This window comes from Klebsiella sp. BIGb0149 (genome assembly GCF_004362605.1).
In the GTDB taxonomy this organism is placed as follows: domain Bacteria; phylum Pseudomonadota; class Gammaproteobacteria; order Enterobacterales; family Enterobacteriaceae; genus Klebsiella; species Klebsiella terrigena.
In genome coordinates this window covers 688,400-714,054 of record NZ_SNYG01000002.1, presented here as the reverse complement: position 1 = coordinate 714,054, position 25,655 = coordinate 688,400, and the positions used below count along the sequence as shown (strand labels likewise).

Annotated in this window: 19 protein-coding genes; 12 read left to right on the top strand and 7 right to left on the bottom strand. The window is 51.3% G+C overall.

Features of this window, described 5'->3' with window-relative positions; genetic code table 11:
* Positions 1-210: 210 nt before the first annotated feature.
* Positions 211-510 carry a hypothetical protein gene (locus tag EDF75_RS10145; protein ID WP_133598988.1) on the bottom strand — a complete coding sequence of 100 codons (300 nt, stop codon included), beginning with the start codon at positions 508-510 and terminating at the stop codon, positions 211-213.
* Between the two features lie 1,113 nt (positions 511-1,623).
* Here EDF75_RS10145 and EDF75_RS10140 point away from each other — a divergent pair.
* Positions 1,624-2,892: a dicarboxylate/amino acid:cation symporter gene (locus EDF75_RS10140; protein WP_133598986.1), complete on the top strand. Its 1,269-nt coding sequence runs from the start codon at positions 1,624-1,626 to the stop codon at positions 2,890-2,892.
* A gap of 319 nt (positions 2,893-3,211) precedes the next feature.
* On the opposite strand, the gene EDF75_RS10135 is transcribed toward EDF75_RS10140, so the two are convergent.
* From EDF75_RS10135 to yegD, 5 genes are all read right to left on the bottom strand, one after another.
* Positions 3,212-3,829: a helix-turn-helix domain-containing protein gene (locus tag EDF75_RS10135; protein ID WP_133598984.1), complete on the bottom strand. Its 618-nt coding sequence runs from the start codon at positions 3,827-3,829 to the stop codon at positions 3,212-3,214.
* 167 nt (positions 3,830-3,996) lie between these two features.
* Positions 3,997-4,128, bottom strand: a complete 132-nt coding sequence (locus EDF75_RS27065; protein ID WP_159237834.1) for a small membrane protein — start codon at positions 4,126-4,128, stop codon at positions 3,997-3,999.
* 386 nt (positions 4,129-4,514) lie between these two features.
* Positions 4,515-5,213, bottom strand: a complete 699-nt coding sequence (locus EDF75_RS10130; RefSeq protein WP_133598982.1) for a response regulator transcription factor — start codon at positions 5,211-5,213, stop codon at positions 4,515-4,517.
* Complete coding sequence (locus EDF75_RS10125; RefSeq protein WP_243733529.1) at positions 5,210-7,105, bottom strand: sensor histidine kinase; 1,896 nt, start codon at positions 7,103-7,105, stop codon at positions 5,210-5,212. The genes EDF75_RS10130 and EDF75_RS10125 overlap by 4 nt, the downstream gene beginning before the upstream one ends.
* Before the next feature lie 500 nt (positions 7,106-7,605).
* On the bottom strand, positions 7,606-8,958 hold the full coding sequence (gene yegD, locus EDF75_RS10120) for a molecular chaperone (RefSeq protein WP_045855748.1): 1,353 nt from the start codon (positions 8,956-8,958) through the stop codon (positions 7,606-7,608).
* A gap of 135 nt (positions 8,959-9,093) precedes the next feature.
* On the opposite strand from yegD, the gene alkA reads away from it, so the two are divergent.
* The 4 genes from alkA (at position 9,094) to asmA (ending at position 13,369) form a co-directional block, all read left to right on the top strand.
* Positions 9,094-9,942, top strand: coding sequence for a DNA-3-methyladenine glycosylase 2 (gene alkA / locus EDF75_RS10115; protein ID WP_133598980.1), 849 nt, complete (start codon positions 9,094-9,096; stop codon positions 9,940-9,942).
* A 238-nt stretch (positions 9,943-10,180) separates the two neighbouring features.
* Positions 10,181-10,822: a uridine kinase gene (gene udk, locus EDF75_RS10110; RefSeq protein WP_041146397.1), complete on the top strand. Its 642-nt coding sequence runs from the start codon at positions 10,181-10,183 to the stop codon at positions 10,820-10,822.
* 90 nt (positions 10,823-10,912) lie between these two features.
* A complete protein-coding gene (gene dcd / locus EDF75_RS10105) occupies positions 10,913-11,494 on the top strand; it encodes a dCTP deaminase (protein ID WP_133598978.1) in 582 nt (193 codons plus the stop codon).
* Positions 11,495-11,521: 27 nt separating this feature from the next.
* Positions 11,522-13,369: an outer membrane assembly protein AsmA gene (gene asmA, locus EDF75_RS10100; RefSeq protein ID WP_133598976.1), complete on the top strand. Its 1,848-nt coding sequence runs from the start codon at positions 11,522-11,524 to the stop codon at positions 13,367-13,369.
* A gap of 107 nt (positions 13,370-13,476) precedes the next feature.
* Here asmA and EDF75_RS10095 read toward each other — a convergent pair whose 3' ends face one another.
* Positions 13,477-15,063 (bottom strand): TerC family protein, encoded by a 1,587-nt coding sequence (locus EDF75_RS10095; protein ID WP_133599443.1) that lies wholly within the window; start codon positions 15,061-15,063, stop codon positions 13,477-13,479.
* Positions 15,064-15,941: 878 nt separating this feature from the next.
* On the opposite strand from EDF75_RS10095, the gene galF reads away from it, so the two are divergent.
* The 7 genes from galF to EDF75_RS10060 all read left to right on the top strand — a co-directional run bounded on the left by galF (position 15,942) and on the right by EDF75_RS10060 (position 25,628).
* Positions 15,942-16,838 (top strand): UTP--glucose-1-phosphate uridylyltransferase GalF, encoded by an 897-nt coding sequence (gene galF, locus EDF75_RS10090; RefSeq protein ID WP_463671425.1) that lies wholly within the window; start codon positions 15,942-15,944, stop codon positions 16,836-16,838.
* A gap of 462 nt (positions 16,839-17,300) precedes the next feature.
* A complete protein-coding gene (locus tag EDF75_RS10085; protein WP_133598972.1) occupies positions 17,301-17,930 on the top strand; it encodes a phosphatase PAP2 family protein in 630 nt (209 codons plus the stop codon).
* A 1,026-nt stretch (positions 17,931-18,956) separates the two neighbouring features.
* Positions 18,957-20,390 carry a capsule assembly Wzi family protein gene (locus EDF75_RS10080; RefSeq protein WP_133598970.1) on the top strand — a complete coding sequence of 478 codons (1,434 nt, stop codon included), beginning with the start codon at positions 18,957-18,959 and terminating at the stop codon, positions 20,388-20,390.
* Between the two features lie 122 nt (positions 20,391-20,512).
* Positions 20,513-21,649, top strand: coding sequence for a polysaccharide export protein (locus tag EDF75_RS10075; RefSeq protein WP_133598968.1), 1,137 nt, complete (start codon positions 20,513-20,515; stop codon positions 21,647-21,649).
* 1 nt (position 21,650) lies between these two features.
* Positions 21,651-22,085 carry an arsenate reductase/protein-tyrosine-phosphatase family protein gene (locus tag EDF75_RS10070; protein WP_133598966.1) on the top strand — a complete coding sequence of 145 codons (435 nt, stop codon included), beginning with the start codon at positions 21,651-21,653 and terminating at the stop codon, positions 22,083-22,085.
* Positions 22,086-22,102: 17 nt separating this feature from the next.
* Positions 22,103-24,295 (top strand): polysaccharide biosynthesis tyrosine autokinase, encoded by a 2,193-nt coding sequence (locus EDF75_RS10065; RefSeq protein ID WP_133598964.1) that lies wholly within the window; start codon positions 22,103-22,105, stop codon positions 24,293-24,295.
* 130 nt (positions 24,296-24,425) lie between these two features.
* Positions 24,426-25,628, top strand: a complete 1,203-nt coding sequence (locus EDF75_RS10060; protein ID WP_133598962.1) for an EpsG family protein — start codon at positions 24,426-24,428, stop codon at positions 25,626-25,628.
* Positions 25,629-25,655 lie beyond the last annotated feature (27 nt).

The following is a 25,655-nucleotide window of genomic DNA, read 5'->3' as shown; positions in this document are numbered from 1 at the left end:
GACTCCAAAAGTGGACTCGCTGGCTAGCGTAAGTGCAGGATCGGTGATGCGTACTTCATCACCAGGGATGTTACCTTCGTAGGGAACATCATTGCCACTTTCTCCGCCAGGGAAAATATTGATACTCTTATTTCATGTGTAAGTAAATATGTGTGGGACGGTAACCGCTTTGTATAAAAAAGGGGTATGGTATAATACCCCTGACGCTACTTAATTTGCATTCGTATATATAGAGCTATGCATTCCCGGACGCGAGATGTATGACGGGATCCCTTGGGTAATTGGGTTTATATTAATGTTTGGGATGGTAATTGTTGGCGAGTTGGCTATTGCATCGTAACCTTTACCTGCAATATAGCTACCTGCAGTTGAGCCATACAGTCCCCCATTTGGTACTCGGCTAAAATTCCCGAGTAATCCACCCGCGATATTGCCTACAGCAACTACTGCTTCACGATCCACTCCTCCACCGGAAATTATTTTTACTTCTTCTTTCGTTAACGCTCTCATTGGTCACTCCTTGTTAGTTAAGTTCGGGAATATTTTTAATAACAACACCCATATAGCTGCGCCAAATAAAGAATAAAACACTGTTTTACCTGTCACTCCGCTACCGGAAATGAGTTGGGTGATATAAAAAACAAAAAACGACTTCATAAACAATACAAATAATTCTTTCATCTGATTACTGCTCCACTTATTCATTTGCTCCCTCTGTTATCCGGCGTTCGGGAACATCGTTTTCTCTACTCATTCATGTAGAAAATGTTTGCAGATAGCGCAGGCCACAAAATAAAATGTTGTCCATTCGTTTATCGCTGCGTGAGCATGTTTTTTTATTTATGCTATTTTTAATAATTACCACTTTATTTTTCTGCTGTCAAAACCCAGATTGTGAAAGGAGCATTGTGTATGATTTTATGTATATTAGTGATGTATGCGTGGTGAGAATATAAAAAACATAATGCTTGACCTGCCTCATATTATTCGCACAGCTAATGCTGTGCTGATGATATGTTTAGAGTGTGAATATTATAAATTCGCACGCTACATACTATGATTGTTGACATAATAACAATATGATTCGGTTATTGCGCTTTAAGATGGAGGGTCTTTATGTGAAGGATAATGGCTCTGGTTTTTATTGGGCCGTATTTATCTTAAGTCGGAATATTATGGAATAGATAAAATTATTTCATATCCTCTAATCTTATAGCGTTACTGAAGATTTCTGGCGAGCTTTAGACGCCTGGCGCAGCGCGATACGGCTAAGCAGTCCGCGGGGCGACACGATCGGTTTACGGGCCGGTACCTGCTATCGGCAGCGTAACGAAAACGGTTCGGCAGCGGTCTGGCAATGGAAGGAATGGGCTGTTCATAAAGGTCTCTGCGCTTGCCAGCACCTCCGGAACTCCCTCGGCAAGGCCCATACGGACTGCGCCACAACCGGGTGTGGCTTGATGTACATCAACTGTCATATCAACTATTTCGTTAAGAAACTAAAAAATAGTTGTAACCATAGCGGCTTTTATTCAATTTATACGGTGAATGTTTTAAAGCGCTCCAATAAAAAAAGACATGCGCTTTGAAAACAATTCCTTAAATAAATCAGGGGTAATTTTAGTGGCCAGTGCAAACAAACTCACGCTCTTCATCGTTATCTTCATGCTGATGGGGATAATTTCCGGCGCGGCAATTCACGCCTGGGCCTTCCCGACCGCCATCGCGGCATGGTCGGATAACATCACGCTCTTCACCGATATGTTTTTACGCCTGATCAAGATGGTGATTGCGCCGTTGGTCTTCAGTACCCTGACCGTCGGCATCATGCGGCTGGGCGAAACCGCCACTATCGGCCGCGTAGGCGGTAAGGCGATGGTGTGGTTTGTCACCTCCTCGATCCTCTCCATTCTGGTGGGATTAGTGGTCGTCACCCTCTGGCATCCGGGCAACGGCCTGAATCTGGCGATCCCCAAAGAGTCCGTGGACACCGGGCTGGCGGTCAGCGGGATGAGCCTGAAAGGGTTCCTGTCGCATACCATTCCGACCAGCATCACCGAAGCGATGGCCAGTAACGAAATTCTGCAGATCGTGGTCTTCTCGATGTTCTTTGGCATCGCCGGGGCATCGCTGGGGGAGAAATTTAACGCCCCGCTGGTGGCCGCGCTGAACGTGGTCTCCCACATTATGCTCAAGGTCACCGGGTACGTGATGTACGTGGCTCCGCTGGCGATTTTTGCCGCTATCTCCTCGGTTATCGCCTCCCAGGGGCTGGGCATTCTGCTGAACTACGCCTCGTTTATCGGCGGCTACTACGTTGCGGTACTGCTCACCAGCGCAGTGCTGGTGGCGGTGGGCTATATGGTGCTGAAAAAAGAGGTCTTCCGCCTGCTCAATATGCTGAAAGATCCGGTGCTGGTCGCCTTTACCACCAGCAGCTCGGAAGCGGCCTATCCGAAGACGCTGGAGCGGCTGGTCAGCTTCGGCTGCTCGCGCAATATCGTCTCCTTCGTTTTGCCCATCGGCTACTCCTTTAACCTGGTTGGTTCGATGGTCTACTGCTCCTTTGCCTCCCTGTTTATCGCTCAGGCGTATAATATCCACCTCAGCTTCAGCGAAATTACGGTGATGATGCTGACGCTGATGCTGGCCTCGAAGGGGATTGCCGGGGTGCCGCGTTCGGCGCTGGTGGTGCTGGCCGCGACGATCCCCAGCTTCAATATTCCGGTCGCCGGGATTTTGCTGCTGATGGGGATCGATCATTTCCTCGATATGGGGCGCTCCGCTATTAACGTGCTGGGCAACGGTATTGCGACGGCGATGCTGTCAAAAAATGAGGGTCAGCTGCAGGAAGAGGTGCCGGAGGCGGAGCCTCAGGGCGTTCAGGCCTGACGATGGCATATGCGCTCTTGCCGGAGCGCGTATTTCTTCCGGCGCGAGGGAGCGGCGAGATAAAAAGATGCCCCTAACAGGCACGCAAGGGGCGATGTGACGAAGTAATAATTCCCCGCTAAATACGTTGTTATTATTGTATAACCACGCGGTGAAGCGTCTTTATACCGGAGATGCGCTGATGTTATCCGCTGTCTGGCGGGCATGAGAAGCTATTTTTCCGCACGGTGCTTTTTTTTAGGAATTGCCTCCCTGCGCAACCCCATAAATTCCTAAATTTAAACCCTGGGCCGCAAATATTCCCCGGCGATGACGCAGGCTATCCTCTTTCTCTAAGTAAATTCATAAACTGAAAAAAGTCATGGTTGTTATTAAGACGGTATTTTTCCATGATTTTACTTTTATGGTAGGTGGTCGTTTTGATACTCACCTTATTGATGGCGGATATTTTACCGATATCAAACCCATGAATAAGACCGTGGGCCACCGCGACCTGCGAACGCGATAGCGTTTGGTGCGGGCAGTGGTTGCAGATTAACCCGGGGTCCTTAAATAATTTAATCGGCGGATTTTCAGCGCTCTTTAGCGCCTTTTCGATAATCGCCCGCATCTGCGCCACGCTGGCCGATTTGATGGCGAAAAAGATAACGTCCCTCAGGCAGTTGACGATGCAGTCCGGCTCCGGGAGGGCATCGTAGCTATGCAGGATAATGACCGAGCTGCCGGGCTTGCGATTTTTTATCAGCGTATTGCACAGGTGAATTTCCCCCGGCAGAAGGTCGGCGAAAATGATGTCCTCGTGCGCCAGGGTATCTCTGCGCACGGAGAAGTTCACCCGGACGCCGGGGCGATCCCGGGTGAGCTCATTCACTATGTAAACCAGCGCATCGCGGATAAAGGCGCTGCGGGTGTTAAGCGCAATATTAATTGTTTTCATGGCGTGACTTCCTTTATAAGTCAACGTGACGCCATTGCGCGACCGGACCTCCGGCGTAGGCGATGGTTGCTGTGTGTTATGCAGAAAAAGGCTGCGCATCGGCTTATTACCGCTGCCGGTTATTATTGGGCGCATTATTTTTCTTCTTGCCAGAAATCCGCCAGGCGTTATTTCTTACGCCCGTAGGTAAACGGAATCTTCTGTTTTTTTCGGTCCTTCAGATAGGACACCAGGCTGTAGACCGAAATACATAGACAAAATACGCACAGCAGCAGGGCGAACCCCGTTTGCATGTTCATGATGAATTTCCTTTCTCTCAGAGCCTGCCGGAGCTGGCGCTAATAATATTGTGTATAGTGCTAAAAAATAGCTAAGCGTGAATTTTGCTCTACCCTGCCTGCTGGGTCGCGGTTAATGCACCGGCTAAGTCAGGCAGGGCGGCGTTATCATTATATTTACCCGGCGGTCGGTATCACGAACTGTGCCTGTCAGACCGTTCGCTAAAGAGGGGACACCGGCAGCCCGCGCTTGATGGCGCAAAATCAGTGTAAGAAAATTCCTAATCGGGGCGTCAGTCTCATTTCTCTCATTTCTCTCAAAAAGTGAGAAAAAATAACAACTACAGCAAAATGAATAACGTACCGGTAATGACGACGGCGCGGAAAGGGGGGTGGCCCACCGATCCTCAGGAAAGAAACGCCAGGCCTTTGCCGAAAATGGCGCGGATGGGCAGGCTGATACCGTGCAGGCGCGCCTTATGCCGCAGCCGGCTGATGACCACGTCGATGCGGTGCAGCTCGGGTTCGCCTTCGCCGGTAAAGAGCCAGGCGTGCAGATCGACCTTGCTGCACACTTCATTGCGGTTGCGCATCAGGATCTCCATCAGCCGGTACTCCTGCTGCGTCAGCGGAAGGATCAGCCCCGACGGCGCCACCAGCCGCTCGGCCTGCAGCGTCCACGGGGAGGAGACCGCCGGATCGGCGACTCGCGCCGGCGGCGCCGGCGTCACCGCCTGTTGCTCCTTCAGCCGCGCGCCCAGCGCATGGATGGTGGCCGCGAGGTCGGAAAAGTTAACCGGCTTAATCAGGTAGAAGTCCGCGCCGAGGCTTAACGCCTGCAGCTTGTCCTGCTGGTGGCCTCGGGCGGTAATGACGATCAGGCCAAACTGGCCGATCTGATGCAGATACTCCAGCACGCTGAAGCCATCCTCGCCCGGTAGCCCGATATCGATTAGTACAATATCAACCGGATCGGCGTGCAGCTGTCGCCAGAACGCTTCGGCGCTGCGTACGCCCCAGGCCGCAAACCCGCGGTGGCGGAGAAAAGCCTGCAGTTCATCGAGTAAATCAGCGCTATCTTCAATGATAGCCACGCGTAATGTCATAACCTGGCCTTCTGCTGTTCTGTCAGGGGAAGCGTTAACGCAAATTCGCAGCCGGTCGGCGTGTTCGCCGCCAGCCATAAATCGCCGCCGTGGGCCTGGACAATTTGCCTGGCGACGTACAGCCCGAGGCCGGTACCGGCCGGAGACGCGCCGTGGGTTTCGCCGCGTCGGTAGCGCTCAAAAATCAGCTCGATCGCTTCGGCGGCTATGCCCGGGCCCATGTCGCGGATCCTTATCTCTATGTGCCGCTCTTTTTGCGCGATATCGATGCCGATTTCGCCGCAGGGCGCATACTTCACCGAATTGTCGAACAGGTTGGCCAGGGCAACGCACAGCAGCCCGCTATCGATAAACAGCGTCGGTGAGGGGGCGTCGGGCGCCACGAGATGGCCCTCGAGCCTGATCTTGAGGTTGTGCTTCAGCGAGAGGTCCACCACCGTCGCCGCCATCTGAATCACCGGCAGCAGCGCCGCGTCCCGTTTATCGACGGAAAACGCCTCGGAGGAGAGCCGGGCATCGGCCAGGCAGTTATCGGTGAGCTGAACGAGGCGGGTGGTTGCCCGCTGCATGCGATCCAGCCGGGGCCCCTGCTCCAGGGTTGCAGCGCACAGGCGCAGGTTTTCCAGCGCGGCCTGGATAATCGCCAGCGGCGTTCTGAACTCATGCGCCACCATCCCCATAAACTGGCGCTGGTTAAAGCTGGCCTCGCGCTCGATGCGCAGCTCCCGCGCCAGCTGCTGTTTCTGCAGCAGCCGGCGGTTTTCCGCGCGCACCCGCAGCACGGCGATGATCAGCACGGTGATGATATGGACGATCAGCGCGTACTGCCAGGCGGAGTAGATCGCCTGATGATAGGGAATGATGCCGTGTATCGAGAGCAATACCAGCGCCGCCGAGGCGACGTAGACCGGCGGCAGCAGGCCAAGGAGCAGCGTATTTAAGTCGATCGCTTTGCGCCGCCACAGCATCCAGGAGGTTGTCAGCAGCACCGGGGAGGCAATAAAGAATATCCCCGCCTCAATCTGCATCGCCAGGCCGTAAAAGCCCAGCGGAATGCTCAGCTGCAGCACGACGTTCAACCCCACCGCCAGCAGCAGCAGGCGATACAGCCTGGGCATATTCTTCTTCAGGTCGAACACTTCGGCGTGCAGCCACAGGGCGGTGGCGTAGCTGAGCAGCGACAGGCAGCTTATCATGTAGTCCTGAACGGGCAGCACCGCCTGGCCGAATAGCCACTCCGGGTAGCCGTGCAGCGCCGCAACCAGCGGGTAGTTGAGGGAGAAGAGGCAGATCCCCCACAGCAGGCGACGGCGCAGCGCGATGGCCAGCCACAGGGCAATGCCGCTGGCAATAATGGCGAGGCCGAAATAGAAGCTCCAGAAGGCGGTATCGATGGTGGCCGACTGGACAAACTCCGCGGGGGAGGAGAGGGTCGCCAGCAGGATCAGGGTGCTGCTGCTCTGGAGATGGAAAACCACCTCGTAGCCCGCAGGGCCCGGGGGCGGCGGAAAAATCAGTACGCTTTCGCGATAGTCGATATCGCTCTCCCTGGCCGGAGCATGGTCGCCGAAGGTCTTGCGGATCCAGGGCGCAGCGCTGCCAGCCGGGCGGTAGAAGACCGTCAGGTTGTCGACGAAAGAGGGGCCAACCTGCAGCCAGCGCGGCTCGCCGGCGAAGTAAGATCCCGGCAGGGTCGCCTTAAGCCACCAGGCCTTGCGCGAGTAGCCAAAGGAGGGGATTTTGTGCAGCGGCTGCAGATCGCTCTCCGGCAGCGAAGCGAAGGTATCCACCGTCATCCGGCCGTCGGCGTCGGCAAACCAGAAGACCGGAATATCAATTCCCAGCTGGCGGGACCCAGCATGGGCCGGCGCCAGGCTCTGGAGATAGCTCAATACGCCGCAGCAGACTAATAAAAGGCACCTGAACCAGGCTACCGGCTTAGCCGTAGCAAAAATAGCGCACACGCGATCCAATCACGCCCCCTTGCGGCATTATTAACGGTATTTTAAATAGCGCGACAGTGAATAACCGGCAGCGTAAATCCGCCGGTATCCCGGGGAAAAGTGCAGAGGTTCAGACGCGAAAGCATTTTGCTGACCCGACAGAGAATATTCCAGCTTTATTTCAGCTCGTCATTTCTCTTTATCATGACGGGCCGGAACCCTCGCGCCAGCGGCGCGGGTGGCCAGGATTGCGCCATAGGGTATATCACGAATGAAAGAGGATGGGAGAGAGTATTTTGTGATACCCGGCGCCCGGGCGGGCTGAGAATATCTTTTTATTTGCCGACGAGTTGGCGGATACGGGCGGCAGGAGAGCTTATCGCCTGATGGCAATGCCGCAGCATTGACGGACGACGGGGCGGCCGAAAGTCCGGCCGCCCGCAGCGGGATTAGCTAAAGACCACCTGCGCCCAGCGGGCCAGACCGGCGGTGACCGAGCCAAAGTCATCGCCACCGGCAACAGGAATACCCGGCAGATGGGCCGCCAGCGCTTTCTTAATCAGCGGGGAGCGGGCGCTGCCGCCGGTCAGATAGATGACGTCCGGCGTTTCGCTGCTGCTGTCCAGCGCGAGCTGAACCTGCTCCATGATCCGCGCCAGCGGTTGGTTCAGCGCGGCTTCCAGTCCCTGCTGGCTGATGGCCGTCGCCAGGTCGGCGCTGATAAACGGCAGTCCGGCGGTGACGCTATCCTGCGCGGAGAGGGCAATTTTGCTCTCCTCGGCACCGCGTACCAGGCGATAGCCGAGGCGCTGGCGCCACACCTTGGTCAGCAGCGCGACCTTCTCGCCGTCGCGGGCATCGCGGACTAAATCGTTGAGCAGCCTGCCGTTGGCGCTGCTGTAGAAATCCGTCTGCGCCGGGACGTCGTTAATCGCCACCGCGTTCCACCACGGCAGAACCGGCAGGGCAATCCCTTTTTCGGTTTCGCCGCCCATGCCGAGCAGCGGCATCAGGCATTTAAAGGCGAGGGCGATATCAAGATCGTTCCCGCCGACGCGACAGCCGCTGTGCCCCAGCAGGCTCTGCTGGCGATCGGCCTTTTGACGCCACTCCGGGCCCATCAGCAGCAGCGAACAGTCGGTGGTACCGCCGCCGATATCGACAACCAGCACGCGCTTTTCCGCGCCGAGCGTGGCTTCGAAATCCAGCCCCGCGGCAACCGGCTCAAACTGAAACACCACGTCGCGGAACCCGGCGCGCTGCGCCGCGCGTTCAAGGATCCCCTGCGCCTGGGCGTTAGCCTCATCGCCGCCGAGGCCCTGGAAGTTAATTGGCCGACCAATGACCGCCTGGTCGATGGTCTCCGAAAGCTGGGTTTGCGCCTGCTGCTTAATATGGACCATCATGGCGCAGACCAGATCTTCAAACAGCGCCACCTGCTGCGGCTTCAGGCCGCTGGCGCCGAGGAAGGATTTCGGCGACTTGACGAAGTACACTTCCTCCGGGTCATCGACGTACTGGTGCAGGGAGGCGAGACCAAACTGCACGCTGCTATCGAGAACCTCGATATCTTCCTCGCGGTTAAAGTTCATCGCGCGGCGCAGCAGCGCCTGATTTTCATCACCGTTGGTCGGGACGCTATGATGCCGGTAGAGCCACTCGCTGACCGCTTCACGGGTCGGCGCAGAGAGCATTGAAGGCAGCAGCTTGCTGCCGTTTTCCAGCGTTAACAGCTGCGGCGTATTGTCGCGCATTACGGCAACCGAACAGTTGGCGGTTCCGTAGTCAAAACCAATAAACATGACCTGAAAATCCCCATGCCTGTGAAGAAGGGGGGCGACTTTAGCGGATTGCCGCCACGGCGACAACTGGAATTTAAAAGCAAGGTACGGCATCCGCACAGCGGCTATCATTGAGGCAATTCATCAGGAGAAACTATGACGCTATTACCCTGGCACCCGCCCTACGACGGGGAGTGGATACTCGGTTTTCTCGGCGCCCGCGCGGTTCAGGGAATCGAAACCTTTAGCGAAGGGCGCTACACCCGCAGCTTCTCCCTAGCGGGGCACGGCGGGCTGATAACGATCGCCCCGGACGATGCCGCGCAGGGGCTGCGGGTGACGCTCTCCGAGGGACTGCTGCCGGTTGCGGATGAGTGCCTGCGCTGCGTGGCGCGCATGTTTGACCTCGCCTGTGACCCGCAGGAGATTATGCTCGCGCTGGGCCCGCTGGCGCGGCCGCGGCCGGGACTGCGCCTGCCCGGCTGCCTCGACCCCTTCGAGCAGGCGGTGCGGGCGGTGCTCGGGCAGCTGGTTAGCGTGGCGATGGCGGCCAGGCTGACGGCGAAGGTGGTAGCCGCTTTCGGCGAGCCGCTGGCGCAGGCGCCGGGATATTTTCTTTTTCCGTCGCCGCAGAAACTGGCGCTGGCCGACCCGCTGGCGCTGAAGGCGCTGGGCATGCCGCTGCGGCGCGCCGAAGCGCTGGTTCATCTGGCGCAGGCGGCCATCAGCGGCGAGCTCCCGCTGACGGTGCCGAACGATATTGCGGCGGGAATGAAGCAGCTGCAAACCCTGCCGGGCATTGGCCGCTGGACCGCGAGCTATTTCGCCCTGCGCGGCTGGCAGGCGAAGGATATTTTCCTCGCCGATGATTATCTGATTAAGCAGCGCTTCCCCACCCTGACCCCGGCGCGTATTGCTCGCTATGCCAGCCGCTGGCAGCCGTGGCGATCCTATGCGCTGTTGCACATCTGGTACACCGAGGGGTGGAGCCCGGTCGCGGAATAGCCTAACGGGGCGCTTAGCGCTGGTATCGCCGCGCTGAAGCCCCTATAATTGCCGCGTTTGACGCTAAAACGTCACCCTTCCTGTACATAAAATCATTCGAGATGCGTCAAGGCGGTGGGGAAGTGAACCCCCGGAAGCGGGCTAAGGCCAGCGACCGAAGTGCACGACGCAGCTAACGCCGAGGCAGTTTGCAGGATGATGTGTATATATATCCAGGTTAATCAGGTCGCAAAAAGTTATGACTGATACGTCTCATCAGTGCGTCATTATAGGTATTGCCGGCGCATCGGCTTCGGGAAAAAGTCTTATTGCCAGCACGCTCTATCGCGAATTGCGCGAGCAGGTTGGCGACGAGCATATCGGCGTTATTCCGGAAGACAGCTACTACAAAGATCAAGGTCATTTGTCGATGGAAGAGCGGGTTAAAACCAACTATGACCATCCCAGCTCGATGGACCATAGCCTGCTGTTTCAGCACCTGCAGATGCTGAAAAGCGGCCAGCCGATTGAATTACCGGTTTACAGCTACGTTGAGCACACGCGGATGCCGGAAACTATCCATATTGAGCCGAAGAAAGTGATTATCCTTGAGGGGATATTACTCCTGACCGACGTGCGTTTACGCAATGAATTAAACTTTTCCATTTTCGTCGATACGCCGCTGGATATCTGCCTGATGCGCCGTATTAAGCGCGACGTTAACGAACGCGGGCGCTCGATGGATTCGGTGATGGCGCAGTATCAGAAAACCGTCCGTCCGATGTTCCTGCAGTTTATTGACCCTTCCAAGCAGTATGCCGACATCATCGTGCCTCGCGGCGGCAAGAACCGCATTGCGATTGATATTCTGAAGGCCAAGATCAGCCAGTTCTTTGAATAACACTAACGAATTGTGTAACGTGCAAAGAGAACCCATATTGCCCTTATCCCCGGAAGGTGTGAGGGCGCGATGCCTTAAAGGAGAAAGCTCATGCGTCTGTGCGACCGAGATATAGAAGCCTGGTTGGATGAGGGCCGGCTATCCATCAGCCCGCGTCCACCCGTTGAGCGCATTAATGGTGCGACCGTCGATGTCCGCCTGGGCAATAAGTTCCGCACCTTTCGCGGCCACACGGCGCCGTTTATCGACCTGAGCGGACCAAAGGCGGAAGTGACCGCGGCGCTGGATCGCGTGATGAGCGAAGAGATCGTGCTGCCGGAAGGCGAAGCGTTCTATCTCCATCCGGGCGAGCTGGCGCTGGCGGTTACCTTTGAGTCGGTGACCCTGCCTGCGGATCTGGTGGGCTGGCTGGACGGACGTTCGTCGCTGGCGCGCCTGGGGCTGATGGTTCACGTGACCGCCCACCGCATCGATCCGGGCTGGTCGGGCTGCATCGTGCTTGAGTTCTTTAACTCCGGCAAGCTGCCGCTGGCGCTGCGTCCCGGGATGCCGATCGGCGCGCTGAGTTTTGAACCGCTGTCCGGCCCGGCGGCCCGTCCCTATAACCGCCGTGAAGACGCCAAATATCGCGACCAGCAGGGCGCGGTGGCGAGTCGAATCGACAAGGATTGATAACGTAAGCGGCTTGCTGAGGGTGCCATGAGACGAATTCTGACGACGCTGATGATCTTACTGGCGGTAGTTGTCGCCGGGCTTACCGCATTGGTATTGCTGGTCAATCCCAATGATTTTCGCGCCTATATGGTGCACAAGGTAGCGGACCGTAGCGGTTATCAGCTCAAACTCGATGGCCCGCTGCGCTGGCACGTCTGGCCGCAGCTGAGCATATTGTCCGGGCGCATGACGCTAACGGCGCCCGGCGCGGCCGAACCGGTGGTTCGCGCCGACAATATGCGCCTCGACGTGGCGCTGCTGCCGCTGATTTCCCACCAGCTGCAGGTTAAGCAGGTGATGCTTAAAGGCGCGGTTATCCAGCTGACGCCAAAAACGGAAGCGGTGCGCGATCTGAATGCGCCGGTGGTTCCGCATGACAATACGCTGCCGCAGGTGTCGGAAGACAGCGGCTGGTCCTATGACGTGCGGCAGCTGAAGGTTGTCGATAGCGTGCTGTTCTTCCAGCACGAAAGCGGCGAGCAGGTGACGGTGCGCGATATTCGTCTGCAGATGGATCAGGATCAAAATCATCACGCGACGCTCGATTTCTCCGGGCGGGTCAATCGCGATCAGCGCGACCTGGCGCTCTCCTTCTCCGCCGAGGTGCAGGGCGGCGATTATCCGCACTCCCTGCAGGCCGAAATTTCCCAGCTTAACTGGCAGCTGCGCGGCGCCGAGCTGCCGGCTAACGGCATCAGTGGCCAGGGCAGCCTGCAGGCCAGCTGGCTTGAGGATCAGAAAAAGATCGGCTTTGATAAGCTGAATCTGACGGCTAACGGCAGCGCGATTTCCGGCAGTGCCAGCGTGGTGCTGGGCGAGCAGGCCGACTGGAAGCTTAATCTCCACGCCAGTACGCTGAACCTCGACAGCCTGCTGACGCACACCGAGGCCGCCGGCGATAGCGCGGCAAGCCAGCAGGGGCAAAGCCAGCCGCGTCAGATGCGTCCGGTGATTGCCGATAGCGACATTCAGCAGGATTACGATAGCCTGCGCGGCTTCAGCGCGCATATGGCGTTGACCGCCGATCGCCTGCAGTGGCGGGGAATGAACTTTACCCAGGTTAAGAGCGATATCACTAACCAGCAGGGGCTGCTGACGATTAATCAGCTGCAGGGCGAGCTCGACGGCGGACTTATCTCTCTGCCCGGCACGCTGGATGCGCGCAAGGATACCGCTGAGGCTTCGTTCCAGCCAAAACTCGATAACGTCGAGATTGCCACCATCCTTAATGCCTTTAACTACTCGTTGAACCTCACCGGTAAGCTCTCGCTGGCCGGCGATTTTTCCGGCCAGCGTATTGATGCCGACGACTTCCGCCGCAGCTGGCAGGGGCAGGCGCATCTGCAAATGAGCGATACCCGCACCGAAGGGCTCAATTTCCAGCAGCTGGTGCAGCAGGCGGTTGCGCGCAGCACCAACGTGCAGACGCAGGAGAACTACGATAACGCCACCCGCCTCGATTCCATGAGCAGCGACCTGCTGCTGGATAGCGGCGAGGTGACGCTCAAGAGTATGCAGGGGCAGTCCGAGCTGATGGCGCTAACCGGGCAGGGGAGCCTGAATCTGCTAAAAGAAGATTGCGATATGCGCTTTAACGTCCGCGTGCTTGGCGGCTGGAAAGGCGAGGGCAAGCTGATCGAACGACTCAAGCAAACGGCGATTCCGCTGCGAATCTACGGCAAGTGGCAGTCGCTAAGCTACAGCCTGCAGGTTGACCAGATTCTGCGTAAGCAGCTGCAGGATGAAGCGAAGCAGCGCCTGAACGATTGGGTTGAACGCAACAAGAACAGCCAGGACGGCAAAGACGTGAAGAAGCTGCTCGATAAGCTTTGACCGCGGCAGGTCCCGTATCCCGGATAGCGCGATGCTTATCCGGGATAGGAGCCCTGTGCTAATCCGAAGCCCCGGCGAGCGCTGCGCTACCGGGGAACGTCATCATCCTATACTTCGTAACTCAGCTCATCGTCCTGCGCCGGCGGTGGGATAATCTGCACCTTCTGCACCCGGTGGCTTTCAACCTGCAGGGTACGCAGAATGTAATCGCCAATCTTAACCTCTTCCCCGGCTTCAGGCACATGCTGGAGATATTCCATCAGCAGGCCGGCGATGGTGTGATACTCGCGCTTATCATCGAGCGGCAGGGGAACGTACTGGACTAAATCTTCGAGCGGCATATGGCCGTTGACCGTCCAGCTGCCGTCAGGGTCCCGGGTAATATCGTGGCGGGCGTCAATCTCTTCCGCCTCATTCGGCAGATTACCGGCAATAGTTTCCATCACGTCGCTGAGCGTCACCAGCCCTTCAACGGAGCCGAACTCATCGACCACGAAGGCAAAGTGGGTCCGGGCATGACGAAACTGCTCGAGGGCGGGAAGCAGCGGCAGCGTTTCGGGGAACACCAGCGGCTGGCGCAGCAGAACGCGCAGGTTGAGCGGCTCGTTGCGCAGCGACTGCTGCAGCAGGTCGATAACGTGCACCACGCCGAGCAGGTCTTCGTCATCTTCCCCGCCGGTGACCACCAGCCGGGTATGCTGATTTTTCTCCAGCAGCGCGCGGATCTCGGCTTCCGGTGCGCTCATATCGATATGCTCGATATCATGGCGTGAGGTCATAATACTGCTGACGGTGCGCTGGTTGAGGTTAAGCACCCGCTCAATCATCCGCCGCTCCTGGGGGTTGAACAGCGGGCCGTCCTGCTGATTGACAATGAGCGCCGCGCTGTCCGTATTCAGCTCGGCGTTTTCTTTATGCCCGCTCAGCAGGCTCATCACCGCTTCCGTGGTGCGCTGGCGCAGCGTCAGATTGGCCGAGAGGAAACGACGGCGATTGAACAGCGCCAGCTGGTTGAGCGACTCAATGATCACCGAGAAGCCGATCGCCGCGTAGAGATAACCTTTCGGGATTGGGAAGCCAAACCCTTCGGCGATGAGGCTAAAGCCGATCATTAACAGGAAGCTGAGGCACAGGATAACGATAGTCGGGTGGCTGTTAACAAAGCGGGTTAACGCTTTGCTGGCAAGCAGCATCAGGCTTATGGCGATAACCACCGCCGCCATCATCACCGCCAGATGGTCGACCATACCGACCGCGGTAATCACCGAGTCGAGCGAGAAGATGGCGTCCAGCACCACAATCTGCGTCACTACGCCCCAGAACCGTGCGCCTTTGCGTTGAACGGGATTATCGCTGTCCTTGCCTTCGAGGCGTTCGTTAAGCTCAACCGTGGCCTTAAACAGTAAAAATAGCCCGCCAAACAGCATGATCAGGTCGCGCGCGCTGAAGCTCAGGTCATGATAGGTCAGCAGCGGCTTCGTCAGGGTAACTAGCCAGGATATCGATGCCAGCAGCAGCAGGCGCATCAGCATGGCCAACAGCAGGCCAATGACGCGGGCGCGGTCGCGCTGAGCGGGAGGAAGCTTTTCGGCAAGAATCGCGATAAACACCAGGTTATCAATCCCGAGCACCAGTTCAATAACGACAAGCGTTACCAGACCGGCCCAGATTGAGGGGTCGGCAATCCATTCCATCATTCGTTAAAACCTTTACAACATAAGCGTGCCATACGTCGATCATGGATAAGCGACTGCTAAATTGCAACTCGAATTATGTCGTATACGGCCGCTCAGACCCCGCCTCCGCTGAGGTCGGAGACAAATAAAAGTAATCGTGATGAATATTCCAGCGGATAAAATATAAACGTTATGGCTTATATTTATGCGAATTAACCGACGTATAAGTGATTGAAATCAGGATTGCCGCCGGGAGGCGGCTTATTGTGACTCTGAGCGCCAGCGGCGTTATATCGCGGCTCACTGCCGGCTATCGTTACGCGATTACCGCTCACGCGGTACGATGAGCAGGCGGCTATTTGGCTGTATCATGGTGGTGAATAGTTTTTCCTACTACCTGATTGCGTGGCTTGTGATATATCCGTTCATATATAAGTATATTTATAGATTTATATGGCAGTGGCAGGTGTGTATCCCGGTCAGGTATAGGGCGAATATTTCAAAATATCTCACCTTAACGCTCATTTTAACGGAACGCTGAGCGCTATTCAGTGGGCGGTTTTTGCGCTGTTGAATTGTAAAATATTAAGATATATCAGATTGTTATGGTGATTTTGCGTTTGTTGGCACATAGATTAATCTTATGGGTGGGGATGGCAGGATAAGTAGGGTCCGTCACGCTGAGCGCGCCTTGCGATCCAACGAAATAAATGGCATAAGAATTTTCTTAAATCGGCCTGTCGGCCATCATACTTTAAGTGTATTCTCTGGTTAAACGCGTAAATTCAGAATTTGACGGGAAGTCGGGCCGGTCGCAAACCTGTATTATCAGCAATAAATGCCGTTGATACATGCGGTCTGACAGGCATAGAAAGATCTATAACTTACGGATGGATATGAGAATGGCGAGTTTGAAAGCGGTTATTCCGGTAGCAGGGTTAGGTATGCATATGTTACCGGCAACTAAGGCGATCCCCAAAGAGATGCTGCCGATCGTCGATAAACCTATGGTTCAGTACATCGTTGACGAAATTGTTGCCGCCGGCATCAAGGAAATTGTGCTGGTTACCCATTCATCCAAGAATGCAGTTGAAAACCATTTTGATACCTCCTACGAGCTGGAAGCGCTGCTTGAACAGCGCGTGAAGCGCCAGCTGCTGGCCGAAGTGCAGGCTATTTGTCCGCCGGGCGTCACCATTATGAACGTACGTCAGGGACAGCAGCTTGGTTTAGGCCACTCTATCCTTTGCGCCCGCCCGATTGTTGGCGATAACCCGTTTGTTGTCGTGCTGCCGGATATCGTATTAGACGATGCCAGCGCCGATCCGCTGCGCTACAACCTTGCGGCGATGGTGGCCCGCTTCAATGAAACGGGGCGCAGCCAGGTTCTGGCGAAGAGAATGCCCGGCGATCTGTCAGAGTATTCGGTTATTCAGACCCGTGAACCGCTGGAAACGGAAGGGCAGATTGGCCGCATCGTGGAGTTTATCGAGAAGCCGGATGAGCCGCAGACCCTCGACTCCGACCTGATGGCCGTAGGCCGTTACGTTCTCTCCGCCGACGTGTGGGGTGAGCTGGAGCGCGCTGCGCCGGGCGCATGGGGCCGCATTCAGTTAACGGATGCTATCGCAGAGCTGGCGAAAAAGCAGTCCGTCGACGCTATGCTGATGACCGGTGAGAGCTACGACTGCGGTAAGAAAATGGGCTATATGCAGGCATTCGTTAATTACGGACTGCGTAACCATAAAGAAGGCAACAAATTCCGCGAAAGCATTAAGAAGCTGCTTGCCTAACGACGTCACGGCGACGCAGAAAAAATAGCGAGCTACGGAAGCAAAATTAAGAAGGTAAATCCCTCGATGCTTCTGTAGTCGGTTAGATAGCCTTTAGCCTGAAAGAAATTTTTATCTAAAAAACATATATAATCAGAGTGTTAGCGGTTTTAGATAAGCATTTCAATGAATTTATCCGCAATACGTCGTGTGAATCAGATTCTGCGCGGATAACGGCAAGATCGCGTAATGGTCAGACGAGCAGAATTTAATCTTAATGAAGAGTTACTTAGTGAGATTATTCTTAAAACAAATGCGTAGTCTCGGCGAACATAAAAAAATAAAACTTGACTGAGATCATACTTACGCATTAAACAACGGTAATGCATGCATAAAAATGTGAAGTTTATGGATATGCATGCCCACATAAACATCGTGGAAAAACGCTATGAACAGGAGATATCGTCAAAGGATGAAAAGTAAATGAGCTGGCAATTTGTCTCCTTTTTTGGCGATAGCACCGTACTGCTGCCTAGCGCGGCGGTACTGTTGATTGTGTTGTTCCTGCGGGCACCATCCCGGCAGGTGGCCTGCCACTGGGCACTCTTGTTCGGCATCACTGGCGCTATCGTTAGCGCATCTAAGCTCGCCTTTATGGGCTGGGGCATCGGTATTCGTGAAATCGATTTCACCGGGTTTAGCGGGCATACCGCTCTGTCAGCCGCATTTTGGCCGATATTTTTATGGCTCCTTTTCTCTCGTGCTACGACAGGAGTGCGTCGCGCTGCCGTCGTCGTTGGCTATGCCATGGCGGCGCTGGTGGGTTACTCCAGATTAATGATTCACGCCCACTCCACCTCGGAAGTGGTCGCAGGCCTGCTGCTGGGCGCGAGCGGCAGCGCATTGTTCCTCCTGCTGCAATTGCGAACATCGCGAGCGGGGAATGTACAGCTTTCGTGGAGCGGGGTGTTCAGCGTAATTATGATCCCCGTACTGCTGCTTAACACTGGCGTAAAGGCGCCAACCCAGTCCCTGCTGGGTGAGATTGCGGTGAAAATTGGCCCGCTGGAAAAGCCCTTTACCCGCGCGGATCTGCATAAGCAATTTTATTGATTGCGCCAAAGAGATGCGTTGGGCTTACGGGCATCGCTCAATATCACGGAGATAGCGCTAGCGTCATGATAGCTGCAGATTGAGTAAGTGGGCGGAGCTGATTCATATTCGTGAAATAAATAACTGCTACTACATCCTGTGCAATATCCATGATTTTTATAATGCTTGTGAGATGATTCCTAAATAGAGCGATAAGATTACCGTCTGATTTTAAATTAAGTTTGTCAAGTATAATCACTAAACTAAATCTATTAGATTTTGTAGTTGACCGGAGCGGATAGTGAATGAATTCATTCGTATTGCTGGCTGGTTAAATTCATTGAAAACAATAAGTTATGTGATTTCATCAACTGCGATGAATGTTAAGTCTACAAGTTTTACGACGCTGCTTAATAAGCTTAATGTTAAGCGTGTGTATGGTTTTAGCGTCCAGGTAGGTGGGTTTTAATGAGTGAATAATTTTCATTTACTCTCCCATTTGACGGCAGAATCTCGTAAACTTGATGCCGCTAAAATTATAGTGTGTGATTAATTATTCGACGGACATGAAGTCGGTCATTTGGCTTAAAAAGGAAGTACAGTGCATTGGTAGCTGTTAAGCCAAGGGCGGTAGCGTTTCCGAAAGTGCTCGAATCCTTTCCGCAAGGCCTTCTTCAGGCGTTCGAAATTCCTAAAACCTGCCACGGCAGGTGAATATCCTGGCGACCCGTATATACTGAGTCGCTTTCAGAGAATAGCCGGTGCGATCTGCAGCAACATGTCAGCCAAGGCTAAACACAGCAAAGAATAGTTCTTGATAACGCTACGCGCGTTTTTTGCTTGCATTATATGCGATATGAACGATTATCATCCGCTGAGGCGGCAACGTTTCACCGATGATTTACTCTATCGCGCCCCGGCGATCGTTGCTGCAGTATAGATGCGGCACAAACATACTGAAGGCTGGCGTCAGAGTACGCTCTCAATACCTACATTCCCCGCAACCGTGTCTGTTTGCTGGTGGGGCTAAAAAATGGATCTTGTATAATGATGAAGATTGCGCGTATCGCACTTGCTCTCGGGCTGCTTACCTCGGTGAGCTCGCCGGTTTTTGCCGCTGGTCTGGTAACGAATGATAACGAGCTGCGTAACGACCTGTCATGGCTGTCCGACCGGGGCGTTATCCAGCTTAGCCTTTCAACCTGGCCTCTGAGCCAGGAAGAGATTACCCGCGCATTGAAGAAGGCCAAGCCTTCCTATTCGTCAGAGCAGGTTGTCCTGGCGCGCATTAACCAACGCCTCTCTTCCCTGAAAGCTGATTTTCGCGTCAGCGGCTATACCTCGACCGACCAGCCCGGAACGCCACAGGGCTTTGGCCAAAGCCAACCCGCGGATAACTCGCTCTCGCTGGCCTTCAATAATAGCGGCGAATGGTGGGACGTTCATCTCCAGGGAAATGTTGAAGGCGGAGAGCGTATCAGCAACGGTTCTCGCTTTAATGCGAATGGTGCCTATGGCGCCGTGAAGTTCTGGAACCAGTGGCTGTCATTTGGCCAGGTCCAGCAGTGGTGGGGTCCTGGCTATGAAGGCAGCCTGATCCGCGGCGACGCCGCCAGGCCGATGACTGGATTTTTAATGCAGCGTGCCGAGCAGGCCGCACCGGAAACCTGGTGGCTGCGCTGGATTGGCCCGTGGCAGTATCAGATCTCCGCCAGCCAGATGGATCAATATACCGCAGTGCCGCACACCAAGATCATCGGTGGCCGATTGACCTTTACTCCGTTCCAGTCTCTTGAGCTAGGGGCGTCACGCATTATGCAGTGGGGGGGGGAGGGGCGGCCGCAGTCGTTTAGCAGCTTCTGGGATGGCTTCACCGGGCAGGATAATACCGGTACCGATAATGAACCGGGTAACCAGCTGGCGGGGTTTGATTTCAAATTCAAGCTTGAGCCTACCTTGGGCTGGCCGGTAAGTTTCTACGGGCAGATGATTGGTGAGGATGAGGCTGGCTATTTACCTTCAGCTAATATGTTCCTTGGCGGGGTTGAAGGCCATCACGGGTGGGGTAAAGATGCGGTTAACTGGTATGTAGAAGCACACGATACCCGCAGCAATATGAGTCGTACAAATTATAGCTATAACCATCGCATTTATACCGATGGTTACTACCAGCAGGGATATCCTCTCGGTGATGCGATGGGCGGAGATGGTCAACTTTTCGCTGGTAAAGTTGAGCTAGTGACTGAAGATAATCAGCGATGGAGTACTCGTCTAGTTTACGCCAAAGTGAATCCCGAGGATCAATCGATTAATAAGGCGTTTCCACACTCGGATACATTGAAAGGCGTACAGTTAGGATGGAGTGGGGACGTATATAAAACAGTACGACTAAATACTTCGCTATGGTATACCAACGCGAACCATAGCGATAGCGATGATGTCGGAGCCAGTGCAGGGATTGAAATACCGTTTAGTTTATAGGCTGACTGCTGCAAGTATCGAAGAGAAAGTGATGTTCTCTTCCTGAGTCAGGTAGTAACAAACTGGCATATGAATAGCAGCTCAGAAATTGGCAAATTTTGGTTTACTGATGATGTGACATTATGAAGAAAAAAATTGTTAGAATTTCTGCATTAGCATTGGCAATAGGTTTTTTGTCGGCTTGTACAATTATTCCAGGACAAGGGTTGAATAGCCTACGTAAGAATGTAGTCGAACTACCGGATAGCGATTATGATCTGGATAAATTAGTCAATGTTTATCCAATGACTCCTGGGCTGATTGAACGACTGCGCCCGGACCCAATTCAGGCTCGCCCTAATCCTCAACTGGATAATTTGCTAAGAAGCTATGAGTATCGTATCGGTGTCGGTGATGTTCTGATGGTCACAGTCTGGGACCATCCAGAGTTGACAACTCCTGCAGGGCAATACCGCAGTGCCAGTGACACTGGGAACTGGGTAAATTCTGATGGAACAATTTTTTATCCATACATTGGAAGGGTTCAGGTAGCAGGCAAAACATTAAGTCAAGTTCGGCAGGATATTTCTAGCCGTCTTACGACATATATTGAAAGCCCACAAGTTGATATTAGTGTCGCAGCATTTCGGTCGCAAAAAGCGTATGTGACAGGTGAGGTAACGAAATCAGGGCAGCAACCAATAACTAATATTCCATTAACAGTCATGGATGCAATTAATGCTGCTGGAGGTTTAGCTGCTGATGCAGACTGGCGCAACGTAGTATTAACTCATAATGGGCATGATACAAAAATTTCACTGTATGCGTTAATGCAGAAAGGAGATCTGACACAAAACCATCTCTTATATCCCGGGGATATATTATTTGTTCCACGAAATGATGATTTAAAAGTATTTGTGATGGGGGAAGTAGGCAAGCAAAGCACCATGAAAATGGACCGTAGCGGTATGACTCTCGCTGAGGCACTAGGGAGCGCGGAAGGGATTTCTCAAACGGTGAGTGATGCTACGGGGGTGTTTGTTATCCGTCAAATGAAAGCTGATAAGCAAGGAAAAATTGCCAACATCTATCAATTGAATGCTCAAGATGCTTCAGCAATGGTATTAGGAACCGAATTTCAGCTACAACCATATGATGTTGTTTATGTAACAACAGCTCCAATCGTACGCTGGAATCGTGTTATATCACAACTGGTCCCAACGATTACCGGTATTCATGATATGACGGAAACGGGCAGATTTATAAGGACTTGGAATTAATATGTTCAATTCTATTCTTATTGTGTGTACTGGAAATATTTGTCGTTCGCCTATTGCTGAGAGACTTTTAAGATGCAAACTGCCTGATAAGGTAATTGATTCAGCAGGGACGGGGGCTTTGGTTGGGCATGCTGCGGATAAAACTGCCATCATAGTTTCGAAAAATCATGGTTTAAATCTTGATGGGCATATGGGGCAACAGTTCTCATCTACTATGTCAAGAAATTATGATTTAATTCTTGTTATGGAACAGGAACATATAGAACAAATAGGCAAAATTTCGCCGGAAGTTAGGGGGCGGACTATGCTTCTTGGTCACTGGATGTCAATAAAGGAAATCCCAGACCCTTATCGGAAAAGTTACGAAGCCTTTGAATCGGTATATCAGTTAATCGAGAAAGCATGTGATAGCTGGGCAGAAAAACTTAATACCTAATAACGCAGGATAATAAAATGTTACCAAAATTGTCTAATGAACCGAAATCAACAGATTCCGATTCGCTTGACTTAGGAAAAATAATTGGCGAAATAATTGATAATCGTAAATTAGTTATTTCATCCATGTTACTGTTTACAACCCTCGCTATTTTTTATGTGCTATTTGCAACCCCTGTATATAGAACAGATGCATTAGTGCAAATTGAACAAAAGCAAGGCAATGCTATTTTAAGTAGCCTAAGTCAGGTTTTGCCTGATGGGCAATTACAATCAGCACCTGAGATATCACTAATTCAGTCAAGGATGATACTTGGAAAAACGGTAGACGATCTTAATTTACAGGCGATTGTATCGCAGAATTATTTTCCTTTTGTTGGCAAAGGCTGGGCAAGACTTACAGGTGCAACTCCGGAGAGTATTGGCATCGCAAAAATATGGATGCCAGTTAAAACATTCGATCAAAAAGATAGTGATGATCTTTATAAATTAAAGGTCACAGTTTTAGATTCTAAAAGATTTAGTGTTAAAGGCGAGGGCATTAATGAGCAGGTAGGAATATTAGGTGAGCCTGTCGAGCAGGCGAATTTGAATTTAGTTATAGATAGAATTGATGCAAAGCCTGGCACAATTTTTTCTGTAAAGTATGTAACGAAATTGGAAGCGATCTCAAATTTACAAGAGATTTTGTCAGTCTCGGACCAAGGAAAAGATACCGGGATGTTGAGCCTGAGTATTACAGGAACTGATCCAGTAAAGATTACAGAAATATTAAACGATATCTCTCGAAACTATGTATCTCAAAATATTGAGAGGCAAGCGGCTCAAGATGCAAAAAGTCTTGATTTTTTGAATGAACAATTACCCATAGTAAGAAGTGACCTTGACCAAGCTGAAGATAAATTAAATGCCTACAGAAGGCAAAAAGACTCTGTAGATTTGTCATTAGAAGCTAAATCTGTATTAGATCAAATAGTCAATGTTGACAATCAGCTGAATGAACTAACATTTAGAGAGGCTGAGATATCACAGTTATATACAAAAGAGCACCCAACCTATAAAGCTTTAAATGAAAAGAAAACAACTTTAGAGCAAGAAAAATCTAAGCTTAACAAAAGAGTTGCGACAATGCCAGCCACTCAGCAGGAAGTATTACGGCTTAGTCGCGATGTAGATTCTGGTCGTGCCGTATATATGCAACTGTTGAATCGTCAACAAGAGTTAAATATTGCCAAATCCAGTGCGATTGGGAATGTTCGCATTATTGATGATGCTCAAACTGAAGATGATCCAGTAAAGCCTAAGAAGGCATTGATTGTAGTATTAGGTTTCATATTCGGTGCAGGCCTAGCGGTATCATTGATAACTTTGAAAGCTTTATTGCGTAGAGGAATAGAGTCACCGGAGCAACTTGAAGAGTTGGGAATAAATGTTTATGCAAGTATCCCTACCTCAGATTGGCTGCAGAAAAAAACGTTAAAATCTGCGAATAAAACTAAAAGCGAATATGCAGGCTATCTGGCAATTGAAAACCCAGCCGATATAGCCATTGAAGCAATAAGAAGTTTACGCACCAGCTTACATTTTGCGATGATGGAAGCAAAGAATAATGTAATTATGATTTCTGGTGCTAGTCCTAATGCGGGTAAAACGTTTATTAGTAGTAACCTCGTTGCGATAATTGCTCAAACTGGGAAAAAAGTGCTTCTAATTGACGGGGATATGCGTAAAGGGTATATGCATCATCTTTTTGGATTAGCTAAAGATAGTGGCCTTTCAGATGTATTATCTGGCAAACTTCAGGTTGAAGAAGTTGTTCACTCTTTACCTATAGCTAACTTTGATTTTATACCGAGAGGTAAAATTCCTCCAAATCCTGCCGAACTACTGATGCATGAGCGATTTGATCGATTAATTGAATGGGCAAATTCAAAATATGATATTATTTTAATCGATACACCACCAATACTGGCTGTAACTGATGCTGCAATTATTGGAAGGAATGCCGGTACTACTATGCTAGTGGCTCGATTTGAAGTTAATACTCCAAAGGAAATTGAAGTTAGTATTAGGCGCTTTGAGCAAAATGGAATAACGGTGAAAGGCTGCATACTTAATGCCGTAGTGAAGAAAACTAGTGGTTATTATAGCTATGGTTATGATCATTATGGTTATTCTTACGGCGATGAGGACAGAAAGAACAAAAAATAAAATAACTCCTGTAATATTTAAAGTTTGAGGCTTAGGCCTCGAACTTTAATAACGGTTAATATAAACGCAGTTTTATGTTATATCAAATTGCAGAGTAAATGTTGGGCCGTAGAAATCAAAAGGCAAAACAATGCTTGAAGACAGAATAAAGCTCTTTAAACTTCTATTTCATCTCATTTCGTTGGCTGTATTTGTTTTATTTGCAGGAATATCACCTATATTGGGGTTCTATGTTGTGCTGATTTGTCTAGCACTCAATTTTGGAACCGATGAGAAATATAGATATGCTGCTGCAATAATTGCAATATTTTGTTGCTCTTTTATTATAGCTTCTCGCAATTTCGAAACTGGGCTACAGCAGGATGATTTTGCAAACATTTACTATCTAGTATTCAAAAGAATGCAAAATGGTGATAGTGTTTTTTATGACCAGTTTTCAGGAGGGATAGAGTTTTTTTTGCCTCTATACTTCAAAATAATTGGATATGTTTTTGATGTAGAAAACCCGGTATATGTGATGGCGTATGTCGCGGGGTTATGTTTGCTACTTTTCTACATATGGCTAGAGAAATACGGGTTGGAAGGCGTTGAAAAGAGTAAACGTTCCTTATGTGTTGCATCGTCACTAGGGTTGCTAGTTTTTCTAGTAACTACTCAAAATATGAGACAAGCAATATCATGTGGTTTACTTTTGTTTGCTATAACCTTTTTTATTAGAAAACAAAAAATTCCGTTCTTGTCATTTTTAATATTGGCCATAATAGCGCACACTACTTCAATTATAGTATTTGTTCTTTTTATTATATTCCTCCAGGGAACAAAATTTCAAAAGAAAATCGTTTTATTTATGGGGTTCATTGCATTATTAATATTTAATGCACTTATTGGTTTCATAATTTCGCATGGCCTTCTGGGAGCCGCAACATATAAGCTTCTATACTATACGACAATTGCATCAGATGGGTTTAATTTAGGATATTTAAAATTTTTCATCATTATGTGTGCAGCTAGCTATTTCTTCTTTTCGGAAAAACACCAAGCGTATAAGCAGCTTATCTGGTATGGTACGCTATTGTACGCTATATTGCTTCCAATACCAATTCTATCACAACGCTTGCTTTTGTTATTAGTTGCATTTCTGAATGGCTATTTGATGTTTTTTTCATTCTATAAAATTTTAAATGTATATAGAATATTACTAATTTTTTATTTCATGTATAGATTAATGAGTCAGGGTCCACTGTTTGCTGGATATGGTGATGATGGTGCATTTATGGACTTATGGTACAGTTATTCATGGATAGGGAATTCACTTTTTTATTATATAAAGTAATAAATTTTTAATAACGGTTTGGTGGTT